Source organism: Haloarcula laminariae (genome assembly GCF_025457605.1).
Taxonomy (GTDB): Archaea; Halobacteriota; Halobacteria; order Halobacteriales; family Haloarculaceae; genus Haloarcula; species Haloarcula laminariae.
On record NZ_JAMZFY010000001.1, the window covers coordinates 1340377 to 1356435 of the forward strand.

The window sequence follows — 16059 nt, forward strand, 5'->3', positions numbered from 1 at the left end:
TATATAATTTGGCTAACTGAAATCCGGTATGTATCTGGTGTACGGAACTCACCTACTGGTCCGCAAACGCCTCCAACGATAGCAAATTTGTAATAATACTTATCATATTAACAGGGCCCTACCACCACATGGTTCCTGACCATACCCGACGGCGACTCGATAGGCACCGCCTGTTGGCGGACCGACGTGTCGAGGCGACGCCCGACGGATGTGATGGACGCCACGAACCGACCGAACGCGACCTACTACAACGACAATGACTACTGAAAATCGCGGCTATAATCTACCGGACCGGGGCGAACTGGATTGGCACGTACCGATAAACGAGAACTGGCAGCTCATCGACGAGGACATCCAGACCGCACTGGACGCGGCCGACGGCGCCGGTGGGTCCGTCACAGGTATCGACTCCGTCCGAACGAACGTCGGCGCACTGATCGGCGGGACCTACCACGACTCCGCCTACACCGACGGCGGGTACGGCGTCGTGTTCACCGCGTCGGACCTTGACATCGACAGCGTCGTGGTCGACGCCGACCTGTCGAGCGTCTCGAACGCCGACCTCACTGTCGAACTCCGCCAGTTCCGGGGCGGCGCCGACAACCCGCCCGTCGTCGCATCGAAGACGGTGACGCTGTCGGGCGGTGCCGAGCGAATCGACCTCGGGTTCACCGTTCCCGAATCCGGTTCGTCGGGTGCCGACCCGAACGACGAGTACGTCCTCCAGCGCGGGGCCCCGAGCGGCGACCCGATTCCGCTCCGTCGGCGGTTCGCGGACGAGAACGACTGGAGCACCGCGGACTACTCCGACGAACGCTACAGCGACCCGGAGGTCAACTTCCTGCAGGGAACAGTAAACACGCCCACCGCGACCTGGAACGAGCCGGTCGGTAGCTGGTACTACTTCTTCGACTGGCTCGTCGGCGCCAAGGAGCGGACCGTGACGTGCCCGGTCTCGACGGACGTCGACGAGATATACATGCGTCCGCGCGACCCGGAGGAGGAGTTCGAGAACGTGAGTCCACGAGCGCTGTGGATAGACACCTCGGAGTACCAATGAAATTCAAACGAAGCGGGAGCTGGAATCAGGGCACGCCCAAGCTACGGCGCAACGGCCAGTGGGTCACGGCCGGCGCGGCCGGCGGCAGCGGGAGCGATACCAGCACCGCACCGACCGATAGCGGGTTCGGCTGGGACCAGACGTTCACGGACACCTCCTGGGTGGAGTCCGCCGGGGACGACCTCAACGTCGAGAAGGTCACGACGACCGAATCGACCGGGTCCGGCTCTATCAAGGCGGCGCTCGACAACGCCGCGGACGGCCCGACCGTCGTCGTGTTCGAGGTGGGCGGGGTCATCCAGCTCGACCCGGACGAGGAACTGAAGGTCCGCTCGCCCGAGGTCTGGATAGCCGGCGAGACGGCGCCCGACCCCGGTATCACGATCACGCGGGGGCGGGTCAGAATCTACGAGCCACGGGTCATCATGTCCCACATCAGCGTCCTCATCGGCGACGGGACCGACGGCGCCTCCGACGGGCTCGTCCTCGACGCGGACGACATCATGGTCGACCACTGTACGGTCGCCTGGGGGACCGACGAGAACGCGGGCGCGTCCAACGCCGTCGCCCGCGGCTCGTTCATCAACTCCATCTTCGCGGAGGCGCTGTACGACTCCATCCACCCGGAAGGCACACACTCGCGCGGGATGCTGTTCAACGACGAGGGGAGCACGGACCTCGCCGTCATGGGCTGTCTGTTCTCCCACTCCAACCGGCGCAACCCGATGAGCCGCGGCGACATGGTCATCGCGAACAACTACGTCTACAACTACGGGGGGCTGATGGCTCACTTCAACGGCTCGTCGAACCCCGACGTCACCGCGGCCGGCCTGCTCTACGAGGAGGGCAACGACTCCGACAGCGAGGTCGAGGTCTTCCAGTACGGCGCGAAGCTGTACACCCAGAGCGTCGAGACCAAACCGAACGACCACCCGCTCACCGACGGCGACTCGGAGATGGTCGATTCACCGCCGATACTGCCCGACGGGCTCGACATCGACAAGGACGTGGTTCCGGCCTCCGAGGTCAAGGAGTTCGTCCTCGCGCGCACCGGCCCCCGTCCGGCGCGGCGGCCCGAAGTCGAGAAGGGCATCGTCAGCCGACTCAACAGCGACTACGGCTTCGTCGACAGCCAGTCTAACGTCGGCGGCTACCCCACTTACACCGAGCAGACCCGGACGCTCGACGTGCCGAGTTCGGGGCTGCTCGACTGGGTGCGGGGCTACAAACGCGACGTGGAGGTCTCGACCGAGAAGAAGTCCTCCTCGAAAACGCCGAACTGAGGCGCGCCCGTTTTTTCAGCGGACGCGAGTGTCCGCCGGCGCGGGCTACTCCAGATATCCGAGTTGACGCAACCGCTGTTCGCGCTTTTCGGTGTTCTCCGCCGACGCGGTCGTTATCTCGCCCGCCTCGGTCGACCGGCGTTCGTCGGCCGGATACTCGACCCACGGGACCTTGATGAGGTCGTCGAGGCGGAACCCGTACGGATGGCCGAACAGCTGCATCGGAATCGGCCCTATCTCGCGCCCGAACACGTTCCCGTGGTCGGACGAAATCACCGAGCGCCCGTCCAGTACGTCGACGAGCTCCTCGGCGTGTGGGAGTACCAGTTCCAGGTTCTCGCGGTACGCGGCCGCGACGACCTCCCGGGACACTTCCCCCTCCCTGAGTAACGTCCAGATGTCCTCGTGGGCCCGGCCGTTCGTTCTGATGCCGTTCCCGGTGAAGGAGCCGTGGCTCGGCAGGCGCTCGCGGCCTATCTCGCCGATGAACGGGTAGTGGGGCTGCATGAAATGCGCGACGAGGCGTTTCTCGGGATACTGCTCTGCCGCCGCCAGCGTCGCCTCCACCACCGCCTCCGGCGGCACGGTCTGTAGCTCCTCGTCCCAGTGAGTGTCCCACAGCTCGACCACCTCGAAAATCCGGTCGTCGTACTTGCTGACGTGGGGGTTCGCGGTCACCCAGACGGTGTCGTCGGCTTCGTACCCGTCCAGGTTGAACTCCAGGAACTCCTCGGAGTTGGACCCGCCGGACCACCGAGCGGCTACGTCGGCCTCGAAGACGTCCGCCGCGAGGTCGAACCGACAGGCGTCGAGCAAGAGCAGGTTGTCCCAGTCCGCCTCGAACACCCGGGTCCGGTCGACGTCCGGCCGCCGGACCCGCGTGTCGTACTGCTGGTTCACAGCCCGGACGACTTTGCGCGGCTCGTTCACCCCGGCTTTCACTTTCTCTAGCAGCGTCATCAGTTGCTACTCCCGCATGTCTCCGATATAAGTAGCTGGAGGGTATCGCGCGCTGTCGGCCGATATCACCGGGAAGGGTCCGTCTATCGTCCAGTCAGCGCCATCGCCCGCTGTCCGTGTCGTAGACCGCGTTGTTTCGGGCGACCGACCCGCTGTGTACGTCGGCCGGGTCGCTGGCGGGCGACGGCGCGTAGTACGTGTTCCCGCTCACTATGTTTCCGGTCGACCCGGGGCCGTCGACGTATATCCCCACGTCGGCGTCCGCCTCGAACGTGTTGTCCGAGACCTCACACTGCTGGCTGTGGGCCAGCCGCACGAACGTGGTCCCGCCGGTCGGCTGGCGGAACCGGTTGTCGACTATCTGCAGATTGTTCACGTCGGTGTTGGGGGTATCGCGAGCGTGAACGTGTGACTCCGAGAGCGCGCCGCCGAAGTCGTTGCCCTCGATGATGCCGCCGTCGATACGGTTCGAAATCCGGAACCCCTCCCCGTCGACTTCGTCCCAGTAACACCCGCTGACGACCAGCTCGCGGACCCGGTCGATGTTCTCGGTGTCGAGGTTGAAAAACCGGCTACACCCGTTGGCTCGCACCCCGTCGAGCTGTACGAGCTTCCAGCTGGGGGCGAACTCGAACTCCGCCTCCCCGTCGAGGTGGACCGCGGTGCCCGCACCGAAGACGTCCGTGTCGGTGACCGTGAGCTGCATCGCCTGGCCGTCGTCGCGCGTGTCGATGGCGTTGTGACCGTCCATCCGGAACTCACACCCCGCCACGTTGGTCTTTCTGGCGCCCGTCCGAACGCCGGGGTCGCCACGGGTGTGGACCTTGCACCCCTCGAACCGAACGTCGTGGGCCGACCCGCCGTGGCAGTTGAGCGCGGCCGACCCGTCGGCCGTGACGAAACAGTCGCGAAACGTGAGCGACCGCGAGGCGACCTCCCGGGGACCGCCGGCGGTCACCGAGAGCGGGTGCCGACACTCCTTTGCGGTACACCCGGAGACGAGGATGTCGTGGCAGCCGGCCCAGACCTGGATTCCGTAGCCGTTGCCGTTCTGGATGTCGGCGCTCCGCAGGACGGTGCAGTTGTGTACTCGGCTGTTCGCGCAGGCCTCCAACAGTATCCCGCGGTTCCCGAACCGGTCGAGCCAGAGGTTCTCGAAGCGGGAGTCCCGACAGGCCTGTGCGAGCACCCCGAAGTAGTCCCCGCTCCCGTTCTGTGACTGGAGCCGGAAGCCCGACATCTGCACGCTGATAGGGTCGAGAACGTAGACGCGCGTTCCCGCGTCGTACCCTTCCTGCCAGACGACCGAGTCCTCGAGCTGGAGGGTGCGCCCGTCCCGGGACAGGACGCTGTGGGGCTCGCCGGGCGGCTTCCCGCGCCCGAGCACACCGGCCCCGTCCGCGTCTTCGAGCAGGACCATGTCGCCGCGCTCTACCCCCGACGCTCTGTCCAGTTCGATACTGTTGGTCCCGGCGTCGACGGCGGCGGCGAGAGACGTCTGAAACCGTTCGGTCCCCTGAAAGCGGAACGCGAACTCGCCGTCCCCGCGATGGTCGACAACCGCGTTCTTCCCGTGTATCCTGAGGGACTTGTTCACGTCGATAGCCGACCTGCCCGCGTACTCCCCCGAGACGAGGATAGAGCCGCTGTCGGGGGCGGCATCGATGCTGTTTTCGAGCACGCGCCAGCCGTCGGCTCCCGAGTTGATCGTCCCGCCCTCCGGGTCGACGGCGCTGTACCCGTCGTCGGTCTCGGAGAGTACGACGTCGTACTCCCTCGAATCGTTCGGCGCGTGGACGTCGACAGTCCCGTCGAGTCCGTCGTCGTCTTCGAGTAGTTCGTTTAGCCCCGACCCGACAACCCCGCCGGCGATTCCGGCACCCAGGAGCGCCAGCACCTGTCGGCGCCGACTGTGCGACTGACCGCCTCCAGCGCTCTCCCCGCGTGGCTGCCCCTCGTCGGACATACCGCCGGTTTCGGCCGATAACACATGAGTATGGACCGGCTGCTGTTGCTGTCAAAGTGCGATACAGTCCTCACAGCGGCCAGCCTCCGCCCGAAGGACCACCTTACCGCGGTCCTGCGGGCCGTGACACCGTTCGCTGCCGGGGTCCCGATGGAAGGTCCAGCGCGGGCAGCGCTCCGCCGGAAGCGCGTGTCCTACGGTGACTGCGGTATGTACTGAATACCAATAGCCGGCTTCCCCATGCGTTCTCCCATGCACGGATGTCGAATCGACGCGCCGGCCACCTGGACGCCGCCGGTAGAACCGTCGGACCCCGCCCCGAGCTAGCGGTCCGACCGACTGCGCTCTGTACTGATAGCATGCACTTTTCGCCACTACGGCACCCAAGAGTGTCTCGCCAGGGTATCGACAGCGGCCAGCCAGCGTACCGCCCACACACTCGTCCCGGGAACGAATGGGGCTGAGAGACGAACTCGCCGGCCGGTTCAGGGCCCAGCTCGCGGGGAAGATAATCAGAGCCGTCGGCGGCTCCCTGCTGACGGTCGGTTTGGCGCGGTTGCTCGACCCCGACGGCTACGGGCTCCTCTTTCTGGCCCTCTCGGTGGTGACCGTCTTCCAGCTCGTCACGATAGGTATCGGCCGCTCCGCGGGGCGGTACATCGCCGAGTACCGGGAGCAAGACCGGTCCCAGCTGCGCTATATCGTCCGCGACTCGTCGCTCATCCTGGTCGCGGTCATGCTGGTCGCGGTGCTCGTACTGACGGGGTCGGCGACCCAGATTGCCTCACTGTTCGACGAACCGGCCCTGCGGCCGTTCCTGCTGGTCGGGTCGCTGTTTGTGGTCCTCTGGATGGCTATCACGTTCCTCGAGAAGGTCCTCCAGGGGTTCGAGGCGATTCGGTTCGTCGCGGTCATGGGGAGCGTCGGCCGTCTCAGCCGCGTGGCGCTGGCGCTCGGCCTCGTCGCCGCCGGCTTCGGCGCGCTCGGCGCGCTCTGGGGCTACGTGGTCAGCGCGCTGTTGACCACCGCGCTCGGGACGGCCTATCTGCTCCGACAGCTCCGGCAGTACGACACCGACGGGAGCGGGCCCGAACCCGGGCTCAGACGCCGCATCTTCGAGTACGCCGTACCGACGACGGCGACCAACATGTCGAGATATCTGGACCACCAGGTCGACACGCTCCTCGTCGGCTACTTCCTCTCGCCCGTGGCGGTGAGCTTCTACGTCATCGCCGAACAGGTGGTGAACTTCCTGGAGACCCCGCTGTCGGCGCTTGGCTTTACGCTCTCCCCGACCTTCGGCGCCCAGAAGGCGGCCGGCAACGTCGAACAGATGTCCCGGATATACGAGGACGCCCTCCTGAACGGGCTGTTGCTGTACGTGCCCGCCGGCGTGGGACTGGTCCTCGTGGCTCGGCCGACCGTCACGCTCGTGTTCGGCGCGGAATACAGCGGGGCCGTCCCCGTCTTACAGGTCCTCGGGCTCTACGTGATACTGAAGGCGATAACGAAGGTCTCGGACAACGGCCTCGACTACCTCGGGCGGGCGCGGGAACGCGCCGTCGCGCGGGTGATAACGGCGCTGCTCAACGTCGGTCTGACCGTGGCGCTCATCCAGCCCTTCGGCGTGACCGGCGCCGCGCTGGCGACGCTCATCACCCACGGGCTCTACACCGCGACGAACGTCTACATCTCCGCCCAGGAGTTCCAGCTCCGCGCCGGCTTTCTCCTCAGGCGGGCCGGCAAGATAGTCGGGGTCTCGCTTGTGATGGCGGCGGTCGTCTTCGCGCTCTCGGGGTACATCTCGGGGTGGCTCACGCTCGCGCTCGTCGTCGGGGCCGGGGTCCTCGTGTGGGCGGTGCTGTCCGTGACGACCGGGCTACTCGAACCCCGACAGGTGGTCGCCGTCGTGACGTGACCGGCCGCGTCGGCGCGCACGCGGGCGGTAGCGCCGGCTTACCGGGGGTAGCCGCTCTCTTTTTATGCCCACGGAAACCCGGGTCACCGACAGACGAGTGGCGTTTCGAAACCGTGGCTTCGCTGTGGCCGGGGCGGGTCGTCACGCCAGCAAGATATGACACAGGTGCAATCTACGCTACGAGACGGAGTCGATCTGGTCGCTATCGTCGGGCTCGTCGCCCTGCTGAATCTGGTGGTCTTCCGACCGGTGACCGGCGGGGCCGCCGTCCGCGTCGCTCTCGGGACTGTTCTCGTGTTGTTCGTCCCGGGGTACGTGTTGCTCGCCGCGCTGTTCCCCGAGGCCGGGCAGTCACCGACCGACGGCTCGGTTTCACTGTTCGACAAATCGCGACCGGAGCGGAGTATCGACGGCCTCGAACGCGCCGCGCTCTCGTTCGCGCTCAGTATCGCGCTCGTTCCGCTGCTCGTGTTCGGGCTGATGGTCTCGCGGTACGCCTTCGCCGCCGTCCCGGTCACGGTGACGCTCACCCTCTGGACGGCGCTCCTGACACCGGTCGCGGCCGTCCGCCGGTTTCGGCTCCCCCGGGGACAGCGGTTTCGCGTCCCCGTCGGGCGCTGGTTCGCCGCCCGTACGCGGCTCACGGGGGCCGCCGACAGCCGGTTCGAGGCCGCCCTGAACGTCGGTCTCGTCGCCGTCGTCGTGCTCGCGCTCGGCACGTCGGCGTTCGCCGTCGCGGCCCCGCCGGACGGCGAGCGGTACACCGAGTTCTACGTCACGACCGAGGACGGCGAGGGGAACCTCTCGTTTTCGGACTACCCTGAGACGGTTACGCCCGGCGAGCCCGAGCCGATGTGGGTCGGCATCGAGAACTACGAGCGCGACCGCATCGACTACTCCGTCGTTGTCCAGCTCCAGCGCCGCGCGGGCGGTGCCGACGGGTCGGCCGTCGCCGAACGCGAAACCGTCGACCGGTTCTCCGCGACGCTCGGGCCCACCGAGACCCGACACCTGAACCGAAACCTGACTGTCTCCAACCGGCTCACCGGCGACGACCGCCGGCTGGTCTTCCTCCTCTATATGGGGCCGGTTCCGGACTCGCCCACTGCCGAGAACGCCTACCGCTCCGTCCATCTGTGGGTCGATGTCGGAACCGGAACGGTGACTGTTCTACCGGACGATACCACGGACCAGACGGGTCCGGGAGCGAGCGAACCCGGAACCGGAGCGGTGACCGTTCTACCGGACGACACCGCGAACCAGACGAGCCCGGGGGCGGGCGAGCCCGGAACCGCCACGACGGGAGCGCCCTCGTCGTGATGCCCTGGACCCACGCGGTGGTCGGTTACATCGCGTTCTCGCTCACCTCACACGCGCTCGCCAGGGCCGCCCCTTCCACCAGGGAGACGGCGCTGGTCGCGTTCGGCGCGTTGCTCCCGGACCTGGTCGACAAGCCGCTGGCCTGGCAGTTCGGCCTGTTCGGCGGGCGGACGCTTGCCCACTCCGTGTTCGTCGCCGTTCCCCTCTCGGCCGCCGCCGTCGCGGCCGCTGCCCGGCGGGGACGACCGCGGCTCGGGCTGGCGTTTGCTACCGGCTATCTGTTGCATCTCCCGGGCGACCTGCTGCCGGAGTTTCTCGACACCGGCCGCCTGGAGATATCGACGCTGCTCTGGCCGGTCACGGAGGGCGGCGGCGGCCGGAGCGACAGCTTCGTCCGGGAGTTCATGAGCAACGTCGGCCCGTACGTCCAGGACATCGGCGCGACGATTCTGGCCGGCGAGCTCTCGGGCCAGCTGCTCGCGCTCCTCTCGCTGTGGGGGCTCACGTTCGCGCTGTGGGTCTACGACGGGATGCCGGTCTTCCGGGACGGCTACGACTGGCTGCGCCGTACTGTCGCCCAACAGCGGTAACTGCCGGCCTCCGATTACCGACCCCGCGGGGACTCACTCGACGCTGGGCGCGCGCTCGTCAGTGCGGCCGGGCAGCTCTATCTCGATTTCGAGTTCCGGCTCGCCCATCCCCTCGAAGTCAATCTCCAGTTCGACCGGCTCGCCGAAGGCGAAGGGGAGTTCCCACTCGTCGTCGACGATAGTGAGTTCGTCGCCGTCGCGCAGCTGTTCGCCGATAGCGATGAGGAACTCGCCGGCCTCGCTCGCGTCCAGTCGGTACTCCTGCTCGAACTCCCGGCCCGGGCGGATGACCGAGCGCTCGCTGTCATGGTCTGCCATACCGTCCACTCCGCGCGAGAGCGTACATCGCTTTCGATTCCGGCGGTCGACGACCGGTGTCGCCGACCCCGCAAGTCCGACACTGCAGGCCCGGCTATCCACCGTAGATACCGCCGTCGCGACTGCGCTCGGGATATATTCGCCGGGGTTTGTCGTGGGAGAGAACGACCGTTTTGTCGGGCCCCGCCTCTCAATCCTCGTTACATTCGCGAGCATATGGACAGCAATTTTACAACCTCGGCGAGCCAACATCTACGTTGGAGGCCCATGTACGAGACCATCCTCTTCCCAACCGACGGTAGCGAGGCCGCAGCTGCGGCGCTGGACCACGCCGTCGACCACGCCAGGCAGTACGACGCGGCGTTGCACGTGCTGTTCGTCGCCCGGGACGACTTCGGTCCCTCGGGGCTGGTCCACGGGGAACACGACGACATCGAACAGTCCGACATGGTCGGCGAGCACGACGAGACCCAGTCCTCGGGGATGACGAACGAGGACTCCGAACGGGTTGGCGCTATCGTCGAACACGGCGAGACCGTCGTCTCGGGGGTCGCCGATTCGGTCGGTGACGACGTGACCGTCGAAACGGCGGTCCGCAGCGGGAACGCCTACGAACGCATCCTCGCCTACGCCGACGAGGAGGGCGCAGACCTGGTCGTGATGGGGACCCACGGGCGGACCGGCGTGGACCGCTATCTCCTCGGGAGCGTCACCGAAAAAGTGGTCCGGACCGCCGACGCCCCGGTCCTCACCGTCCGCGCGGCGGAGACGTAGCGGCAACGACACGTCGTTCGAGCGGTAACACGGTGACGGGTCGCCTGCCGCCGGTCGCGCCCTGGCGGGGCCCGCCCGATGTAGCTCCCTCGCCAGTGGAGCGGAGGTTGGGTAACATGTTCGGGAATTCGGTTTACCCCTTCCAGGGTGCACCTCCCCATATGGAGCTACAGCGCAGGACGATTGCGAAGGTCATCGCGGCGGCCTTCATCTTCAATCTCGTCGTGATGGGCGCAGGAGCGTGGTTCGCATATCAGGAGGCCCCGCCGATTCCGGACAAGATGGTCGGTCCGGACGGCCAGACCGTCGCCACGGGCGAGGACATCAGGGACGGGAAGAAGGCCTTCCAGCGTGACGGGCTGATGAATCACGGGTCTATTCTCGGGAACGGCGCGTACTACGGCGAGGACTACACCGCCGACGCGCTCGAACTGAAGACCCAGTTCATGCGGACGTACTACGCCGAACAGCGGTACGGCGATACGTACGAGAACCTCCCGTCCGAGGAGCAAGCCGCTATCGCCGACGTCGTCAAGTCCGACATGGACGACAGCTACGACGGCGGGAACATCCAGTACTCGCAGGCGGAGCTGTTCGCCCACAACCAGGTCCGCGAGGAGTACGTCCAGCGGTACCACGAGGGGAGCCACGAACGCGGCGTCCCCGTAGACATGATCGACAACGAGGAGGAGGCCCGCCAGTTCGCCGACTTCGCCATGTGGACGGCGTGGTTCTCCCACACCGACCGACCGGCGGGTGACCACTCCTACACGAACGATTGGCCCTACGCGCCCGGTGCCGGCAACGACGCCACCGGCGCGGCGATGACCTGGAGCGTCATCGCGATGGTGTTGCTGGTCGCGGGCGCCGGGTTCGGCATCTGGCTGTACAACTCCGTCCGACTCCCCGAGCCGTCGGCAGAGGGGCTCTCGGTGCCGGAGCCGGGTGACGTGAGCGTCTTCCCCAGCCAGCGGTCCGCACTGCGGTTCGTACCGGTCGCGGCCGGGTTGTTCCTGGCACAGGTGTTGCTGGGCGGGTTGCTCGCGCACTTCTACATCGAACGGGCCGGCTTCTTCGGCGTCGAGGAGATATTCGGCGTCCACATCCTCCAGATACTGCCCTTCGCGATGGCCAAGACGTGGCACATCGACCTGGGCATCCTCTGGATAGCCGCGACGTGGCTCGGCGCGGGGCTGTTCCTCCCGCCGCTTTTGACCGGTCACGAACCGAAACACCAGTCCACGCTCGTCGACGGGCTGCTCGGCGCTATCGTCGTGGTCACCGTCGGCGGGCTGGGCGGTATCTGGCTCGGCGCGAACGGCTACTTCGACGGAAACCTGTGGTGGCTGCTGGGCAACGAGGGCCTGGAGTACCTCGAAGTCGGGAAGGTCTGGCAGGGCGGCCTGCTGGTCGGCTTCGGGCTCTGGGCGGCCCTCGCCGTCCGCGGGCTCAAACCGCTGCTGGACAAGGAACCGCCGTACGGCCTCGCGCACATGATACTGTACGCCGGCGGCTCCATCGCCCTGCTGTTCACCGCGGGGTTCTTCTTCACCCCGACGACCAACATCGCGGTGACGGAGTTCTGGCGCTGGTGGGTCGTCCACATGTGGGTCGAGGGCGCCTTCGAGTTCTTCATCGTCGCCATCATCGGCCTGACGCTGGTGTCGATGAACCTGCTGAGCCGCCGGAGCGCCGAGAAGGCGGTCATGCTGCAGGCGCTGCTGGTGATGAGCACCGGCGTCATCGGCGTCTCACACCACTACTGGTGGGTCGGGATGCCCGATATGTGGGTGCCCATCGGGAGCGTCTTCTCGACGCTAGAGCTCATCCCGCTGGTGTTCATCCTCTACGAGGCGCTGGGCCAGTACCAGGCGATGAACGAGGGCGGGAGCTTCCCGTACCGGCTGCCGTTCATGTTCATCATCGCCAGCGGCGTCTGGAACTTCGTCGGCGCCGGGGTGCTGGGCTTCTTCATCAACCTCCCGCTCATCAACTACTACGAGCACGGGACCTACCTCACGGTCGGCCACGCCCACGCGGCGATGTTCGGCGCCTTTGGCTTCCTCGCGCTGGGGATGGTCACCTACATGCTACAGATATCCATCAAACCGGGCCGCTGGGACGGCTCGTGGCTCCGGGCGGCGTTCTGGTGTTGGAACGTCGGCCTCGCACTGATGGTGTTCGTATCCGTCCTCCCGGTCGGGTTCCTCCAGCTGGAGGCGGTGTTCACGGAGAGCTACGCCGTCGGGCGAAGCCTCGCCTTCTACAACCAGCCCATCGTCCAGAACCTCTTCTGGGCGCGCCTCCCCGGTGACACGCTCATCATCGTCGGCACGGCGCTGTACGCCGCGGACCTCGTCCGCAAGCGGTTCGTCCTCCGCCGGTCCGAGGACGAGCCGGCGGTCGACGACATGGCGGTGGCGGAGGGCGTACTCGACGACGACTGAGACCGTTGACGCGCGGACTTTCGGTGTCGCCGGGGTGACGAACGCCCCCCCGTTGTGACAGCCGCGTTCCGTGGCTGTCGCGGCCGACGCGACCGAGGGGCGGACTTGCGGACTCCATCGTTTTCTCGCGACGCTCGTGGTGCCGGAGACGAACGAAGCAGGCGACGATGCCGTATCGAGGTCGCCTGCCCGACCGGCGGTACTTCTTTCTCGAACCGCGGGGCTCGCGGGGTGCCCGTGGGTAGCTGCGCACGTCGATGCGGCGACGGATGGGCTACCCGTTCGCCCTCGTTGACTCTCCCCGTGGTACCAGACGGGGAACTCCGAGAGTTATCCGCTGGCACCCATCCGGCTGTCGCCTAACATGTTCGCATACTATCCCGCGAAGTAAGAATCCGCGGTCCCCCTATACCGGGCCACGACGAAGCGTAGTACGTATCATGACCAAACGTTTCGGGGCTCCTGGAACGGGGCTATCGCGGCGAGAGTTTCTCACGGCCACCGGTGCAACCGGCCTTTCGGCGATAGCGGGCTGTTCGACGGGTGGATCTGACGGACCGGCGACGACCACGGCCACGGGCACGCCGCCGCAGTCGCAGTCTGACGCCGAGGACCTCCCTACCACCAGCCCGCCGTCGGTCGTCAACGTCGACGAGCAGGGCGGCGAGGTGACGATGCGGACCCAGCAGGCTCGACACGATGTCCACCCGCTCGATACGATGGGCGGCCCCGTCGAGTTCCCGCGGGTCTGGGCGTGGCAGGCCGACGACAACGACCCGAGCGTTCCGGGCCCGATTCTCCGGACGACGGAGGGCAACGACATGGAGGTCACCCTCGACAACAGTGACGGGCGCCGGGCACACACGATTCACTTCCACGGCGTCCAGAAGACCTGGGAGAACGACGGCGTCCCGACGACGACGGGCATCGAGGTCCCGCCGGGCGAGTCACACACGTACGAGATTCCGGCCAACGTCCCCGGCACGCACTTCTATCACTGCCACTTCCAGACCCAGCGTCACATCGACATGGGGATGTACGGCATCTACCGGGTCGACCCCGAAGGCTACGAGCCGGCCGACCGCGAGTACTTCCTCACAATCAAGGACTGGGACTCCCGTGTCCCGAAGAAGTGGGCCGGCGAGTCGGACTTCACCTACGACACGTCCAGCCGAAACCCCGACGTCTTCACGGTCAACGGCAAGAGCGCGCCCCGGACGCTCCACCCCGAGCAGGGCTCACCGATAATCGTCGAGGAGGGTGATACCGTTCGCGTCCACCTCGTCAACGGCGGGTACATGTCCCACCCGATGCACATTCACAACCACCGCTTCCAGCGCGTCGAGAAGGACGGCGGGACGATTCCGCAGGCCGCCCGACACGACATGGACGTGACGAACATCGCCCCCGCAGAGCGGCACACGATAGAGTTCACGGCCGATGCGGACCCCGGCGTCTACCTCATGCACTGCCACAAAGTCAACCACGTCATGAACGGCTCGTTCTATCCCGGCGGGATGCTCACCGGCGTCGTGTACAAATCCGTCATGGACACGGACGTTTTCCAGCAGCTCATGGACTACGCGGGCTACGATCAGTAGCTAGCTGCACCGGGTCGCCTGACAGCCGTCGTTTTCCGCTCGGCGCGCTCACATCACTGGCCGTCCCGCTTTTCCGCGGTGCTGTCTTCCGTCTGGTACTGTCAGAAACCACTCCCTAGACGACTGTGAGGACCTATCCGGGGAGCTTACTGCGAATCCGCTCTCGACGCCAAGGCCGGGCGTGGTAGTGCCTAGGACGCGATGTCACGCAATATATACGAACGTGTTCGGGAATGGGCTCACAATTACGGACCCTGTAATGAACATATGGAACGGAGACAACTCCTGAAAACGAGCGGCGCCGCACTGACTGCTGGACTCGTCGGAATGGCCGGCTGTAGCGGCGGGTCCGACGATACCGCGGGTGAGGACACCCCGCAGTCCACCGATTCACAGTCCGATTCCTCTAGTTCGCCGTCCGGCTCCGTCGACGGAACGACCGTCCAGATGATCACGGAGGGCGGGGAGTATTACTTCGACCCGATCGGCCTCGCCGTCGAACCGGGGACCACGGTCACGTTCGTCAACGAGAGCGGCAGCCACTCCTCGCTGGCGTACAAAGACGGGGTCGGGCAGGCGTCGACGACCCGCATCCCCGATGGCGCCGACTCCTGGGAGAGCTCGATTCTCACCGAGTCGGGCGGGACCTTCGAGCACACCTTCGAGACCTCCGGGACGTACGACTACTTCTGTGGCCCCCACAAGTCGCTGGGGATGGTCGGCCGGATCGTCGTCGGGGAACCGGGCGGCCCCGCCGAGGGGAGCATGCCGCCGGACGGTGACGTCCCCGAGAGCCAGACTATCGTCGACTCGGGCAGCGTCGCCTACTCGGACTTCTAGGGCTTGCCGTAGCCTTCCAATCGGTCGCTGTCAGTTCACGTTCCCGGGTAGTGACGCCGAAACCGAGCGGTTCGGCGCCGCGAGGTCAGCAGGAGAGACGGACCGCCGCAAGAAGCGATATTTTCGCCGGACCCGCGTTCAGCGGACCTGGACGCGGGTGACGTGGCCGCCACAGCCACACTGCTGGACGTACTCGACGTCGACGTCGTCGCCGTAGGCGTCGTCGAGGTGCGGGAACAGATAGCTCTCGGGGTGACCGTGGTTCGCGTGGGTGACGAGGTTGACGTGGTTCCCCGGCACCGTCCGTTCGATGGCCTCTTCCGCTTGTGAGAGGACAAGTTCCTCGTCGTCGGCGTGCTGAGGTTTCTCCAGGTTCGCCGACCACGAGTTGTCGTGGGTGCGGTCAGTAACCGGCTCGGCCGATTCGTGGGAGTGAGCGGTCATGTGGTCTAGTTCCGGCCGCGGCGGTGTAGTCCGCGTGCCGAACATGTTCTCATCACTCCGAGAGCGATTCGAGATACTCGAACTGGGACCGCAGTTCGAGCCGGCGCTGGCGGGAGACCACTGTCGCGTCCAGCACCGGGCCGATGAGCTTCGCCTGGACCGCGAACTCCGTGGTGGCCTCGATTTCGACACCTTCGTCGGTCTCCGTCAGCGTGTACCGGGTGACCATCTCCTCGAAGATGCCGTCCCGCTGCTCGTAGGTGAGGACCGCGTCGCTGTCCGCCACGATTTCCAGTTCCAGCTCGATGGTGGCGAGCCCGACGTGATTGGTGATTCGAACGATGTCGCCGTCGACAACCACGTCGTCGAAGTCGGCGGCGCGCATGAACGGGCCGATATCCGTTACCGCGTCTCTGATGCGGTCGATGTCGTCGTCGAGCGTCTCGGTGACTGTGACAGTCTCCATAGCTGGGTGTAGTACCCCTAGGTGGGCCAATGTTCCGGATGGGTGGGGCGTTATCGGCGAACATGTTCGGGA

General features: G+C 66.2%; 14 protein-coding genes. 9 read left to right on the forward strand and 5 right to left on the reverse strand.

Going from position 1 to position 16059, the window contains the following annotated elements:
- The first annotated feature begins 256 nt into the window (after positions 1-256).
- Positions 257-1060, forward strand: coding sequence for a hypothetical protein (locus NJQ98_RS06955; RefSeq protein WP_262177336.1), 804 nt, complete (start codon positions 257-259; stop codon positions 1058-1060).
- Positions 1057-2343, forward strand: a complete 1287-nt coding sequence (locus tag NJQ98_RS06960; RefSeq protein WP_262177337.1) for a hypothetical protein — start codon at positions 1057-1059, stop codon at positions 2341-2343. The genes NJQ98_RS06955 and NJQ98_RS06960 overlap by 4 nt, the downstream gene beginning before the upstream one ends.
- Before the next feature lie 45 nt (positions 2344-2388).
- On the opposite strand, the gene NJQ98_RS06965 is transcribed toward NJQ98_RS06960, so the two are convergent.
- Positions 2389-3303 carry a hypothetical protein gene (locus tag NJQ98_RS06965; protein ID WP_262177338.1) on the reverse strand — a complete coding sequence of 305 codons (915 nt, stop codon included), beginning with the start codon at positions 3301-3303 and terminating at the stop codon, positions 2389-2391.
- Between the two features lie 94 nt (positions 3304-3397).
- Positions 3398-5269 carry a right-handed parallel beta-helix repeat-containing protein gene (locus NJQ98_RS06970; RefSeq protein ID WP_262177340.1) on the reverse strand — a complete coding sequence of 624 codons (1872 nt, stop codon included), beginning with the start codon at positions 5267-5269 and terminating at the stop codon, positions 3398-3400.
- Positions 5270-5723: 454 nt separating this feature from the next.
- On the opposite strand from NJQ98_RS06970, the gene NJQ98_RS06975 reads away from it, so the two are divergent.
- From NJQ98_RS06975 to NJQ98_RS06985, 3 genes are all read left to right on the forward strand, one after another.
- Positions 5724-7187 carry a flippase gene (locus NJQ98_RS06975; RefSeq protein WP_262177343.1) on the forward strand — a complete coding sequence of 488 codons (1464 nt, stop codon included), beginning with the start codon at positions 5724-5726 and terminating at the stop codon, positions 7185-7187.
- A gap of 156 nt (positions 7188-7343) precedes the next feature.
- Positions 7344-8507 carry a DUF1616 domain-containing protein gene (locus tag NJQ98_RS06980; protein ID WP_262177346.1) on the forward strand — a complete coding sequence of 388 codons (1164 nt, stop codon included), beginning with the start codon at positions 7344-7346 and terminating at the stop codon, positions 8505-8507.
- A complete protein-coding gene (locus tag NJQ98_RS06985) occupies positions 8507-9097 on the forward strand; it encodes a metal-dependent hydrolase (RefSeq protein WP_262177348.1) in 591 nt (196 codons plus the stop codon). Before NJQ98_RS06980 ends, NJQ98_RS06985 begins: the two co-directional genes overlap by 1 nt.
- Positions 9098-9130: 33 nt before the next feature.
- Here NJQ98_RS06985 and NJQ98_RS06990 read toward each other — a convergent pair whose 3' ends face one another.
- A complete protein-coding gene (locus NJQ98_RS06990) occupies positions 9131-9415 on the reverse strand; it encodes an amphi-Trp domain-containing protein (protein WP_262177352.1) in 285 nt (94 codons plus the stop codon).
- Positions 9416-9682: 267 nt separating this feature from the next.
- On the opposite strand from NJQ98_RS06990, the gene NJQ98_RS06995 reads away from it, so the two are divergent.
- From NJQ98_RS06995 to NJQ98_RS07010, 4 genes are all read left to right on the forward strand, one after another.
- Positions 9683-10189: a universal stress protein gene (locus tag NJQ98_RS06995; protein ID WP_262177355.1), complete on the forward strand. Its 507-nt coding sequence runs from the start codon at positions 9683-9685 to the stop codon at positions 10187-10189.
- A 161-nt stretch (positions 10190-10350) separates the two neighbouring features.
- Positions 10351-12636 carry a nitric-oxide reductase large subunit gene (locus NJQ98_RS07000; protein ID WP_262177358.1) on the forward strand — a complete coding sequence of 762 codons (2286 nt, stop codon included), beginning with the start codon at positions 10351-10353 and terminating at the stop codon, positions 12634-12636.
- Positions 12637-13076: 440 nt separating this feature from the next.
- Entirely contained in the window at positions 13077-14237 is a 1161-nt protein-coding gene (locus tag NJQ98_RS07005; protein ID WP_262177361.1) for a multicopper oxidase domain-containing protein, read from the forward strand.
- Between the two features lie 267 nt (positions 14238-14504).
- On the forward strand, positions 14505-15077 hold the full coding sequence (locus NJQ98_RS07010) for a plastocyanin/azurin family copper-binding protein (protein WP_262177364.1): 573 nt from the start codon (positions 14505-14507) through the stop codon (positions 15075-15077).
- Positions 15078-15215: 138 nt separating this feature from the next.
- Here NJQ98_RS07010 and NJQ98_RS07015 read toward each other — a convergent pair whose 3' ends face one another.
- Both NJQ98_RS07015 and NJQ98_RS07020 read right to left on the reverse strand, forming a co-directional pair.
- On the reverse strand, positions 15216-15521 hold the full coding sequence (locus NJQ98_RS07015; RefSeq protein ID WP_262178769.1) for a CGCGG family putative rSAM-modified RiPP protein: 306 nt from the start codon (positions 15519-15521) through the stop codon (positions 15216-15218).
- 52 nt (positions 15522-15573) lie between these two features.
- Positions 15574-15987: an SRPBCC family protein gene (locus tag NJQ98_RS07020; RefSeq protein WP_262177366.1), complete on the reverse strand. Its 414-nt coding sequence runs from the start codon at positions 15985-15987 to the stop codon at positions 15574-15576.
- Between the last annotated feature and the right edge of the window lie 72 nt (positions 15988-16059).

Excerpts from the sequence above, each read along its gene's own strand:
- NJQ98_RS07005 (WP_262177361.1), top strand. The coding sequence starts at position 13,077 with ATGACCAAACGTTTCGGGGCTCCTGGAACGGGGCTATCGCGGCGAGAG.
- NJQ98_RS06960 (WP_262177337.1), top strand. The coding sequence starts at position 1,057 with ATGAAATTCAAACGAAGCGGGAGCTGGAATCAGGGCACGCCCAAGCTA.
- NJQ98_RS07015 (WP_262178769.1), bottom strand. The coding sequence starts at position 15,521 with ATGACCGCTCACTCCCACGAATCGGCCGAGCCGGTTACTGACCGCACC.
- NJQ98_RS06995 (WP_262177355.1), top strand. The coding sequence starts at position 9,683 with ATGTACGAGACCATCCTCTTCCCAACCGACGGTAGCGAGGCCGCAGCT.
- NJQ98_RS06980 (WP_262177346.1), top strand. The coding sequence starts at position 7,344 with ATGACACAGGTGCAATCTACGCTACGAGACGGAGTCGATCTGGTCGCT.
- NJQ98_RS07000 (WP_262177358.1), top strand. The coding sequence starts at position 10,351 with ATGGAGCTACAGCGCAGGACGATTGCGAAGGTCATCGCGGCGGCCTTC.
- NJQ98_RS06965 (WP_262177338.1), bottom strand. The coding sequence starts at position 3,303 with ATGACGCTGCTAGAGAAAGTGAAAGCCGGGGTGAACGAGCCGCGCAAA.
- NJQ98_RS06955 (WP_262177336.1), top strand. The coding sequence starts at position 257 with ATGACTACTGAAAATCGCGGCTATAATCTACCGGACCGGGGCGAACTG.
- NJQ98_RS07020 (WP_262177366.1), bottom strand. The coding sequence starts at position 15,987 with ATGGAGACTGTCACAGTCACCGAGACGCTCGACGACGACATCGACCGC.
- NJQ98_RS06970 (WP_262177340.1), bottom strand. The coding sequence starts at position 5,269 with ATGTCCGACGAGGGGCAGCCACGCGGGGAGAGCGCTGGAGGCGGTCAG.
- NJQ98_RS07010 (WP_262177364.1), top strand. The coding sequence starts at position 14,505 with ATGGAACGGAGACAACTCCTGAAAACGAGCGGCGCCGCACTGACTGCT.
- NJQ98_RS06985 (WP_262177348.1), top strand. The coding sequence starts at position 8,507 with ATGCCCTGGACCCACGCGGTGGTCGGTTACATCGCGTTCTCGCTCACC.
- NJQ98_RS06990 (WP_262177352.1), bottom strand. The coding sequence starts at position 9,415 with ATGGCAGACCATGACAGCGAGCGCTCGGTCATCCGCCCGGGCCGGGAG.
- NJQ98_RS06975 (WP_262177343.1), top strand. The coding sequence starts at position 5,724 with ATGGGGCTGAGAGACGAACTCGCCGGCCGGTTCAGGGCCCAGCTCGCG.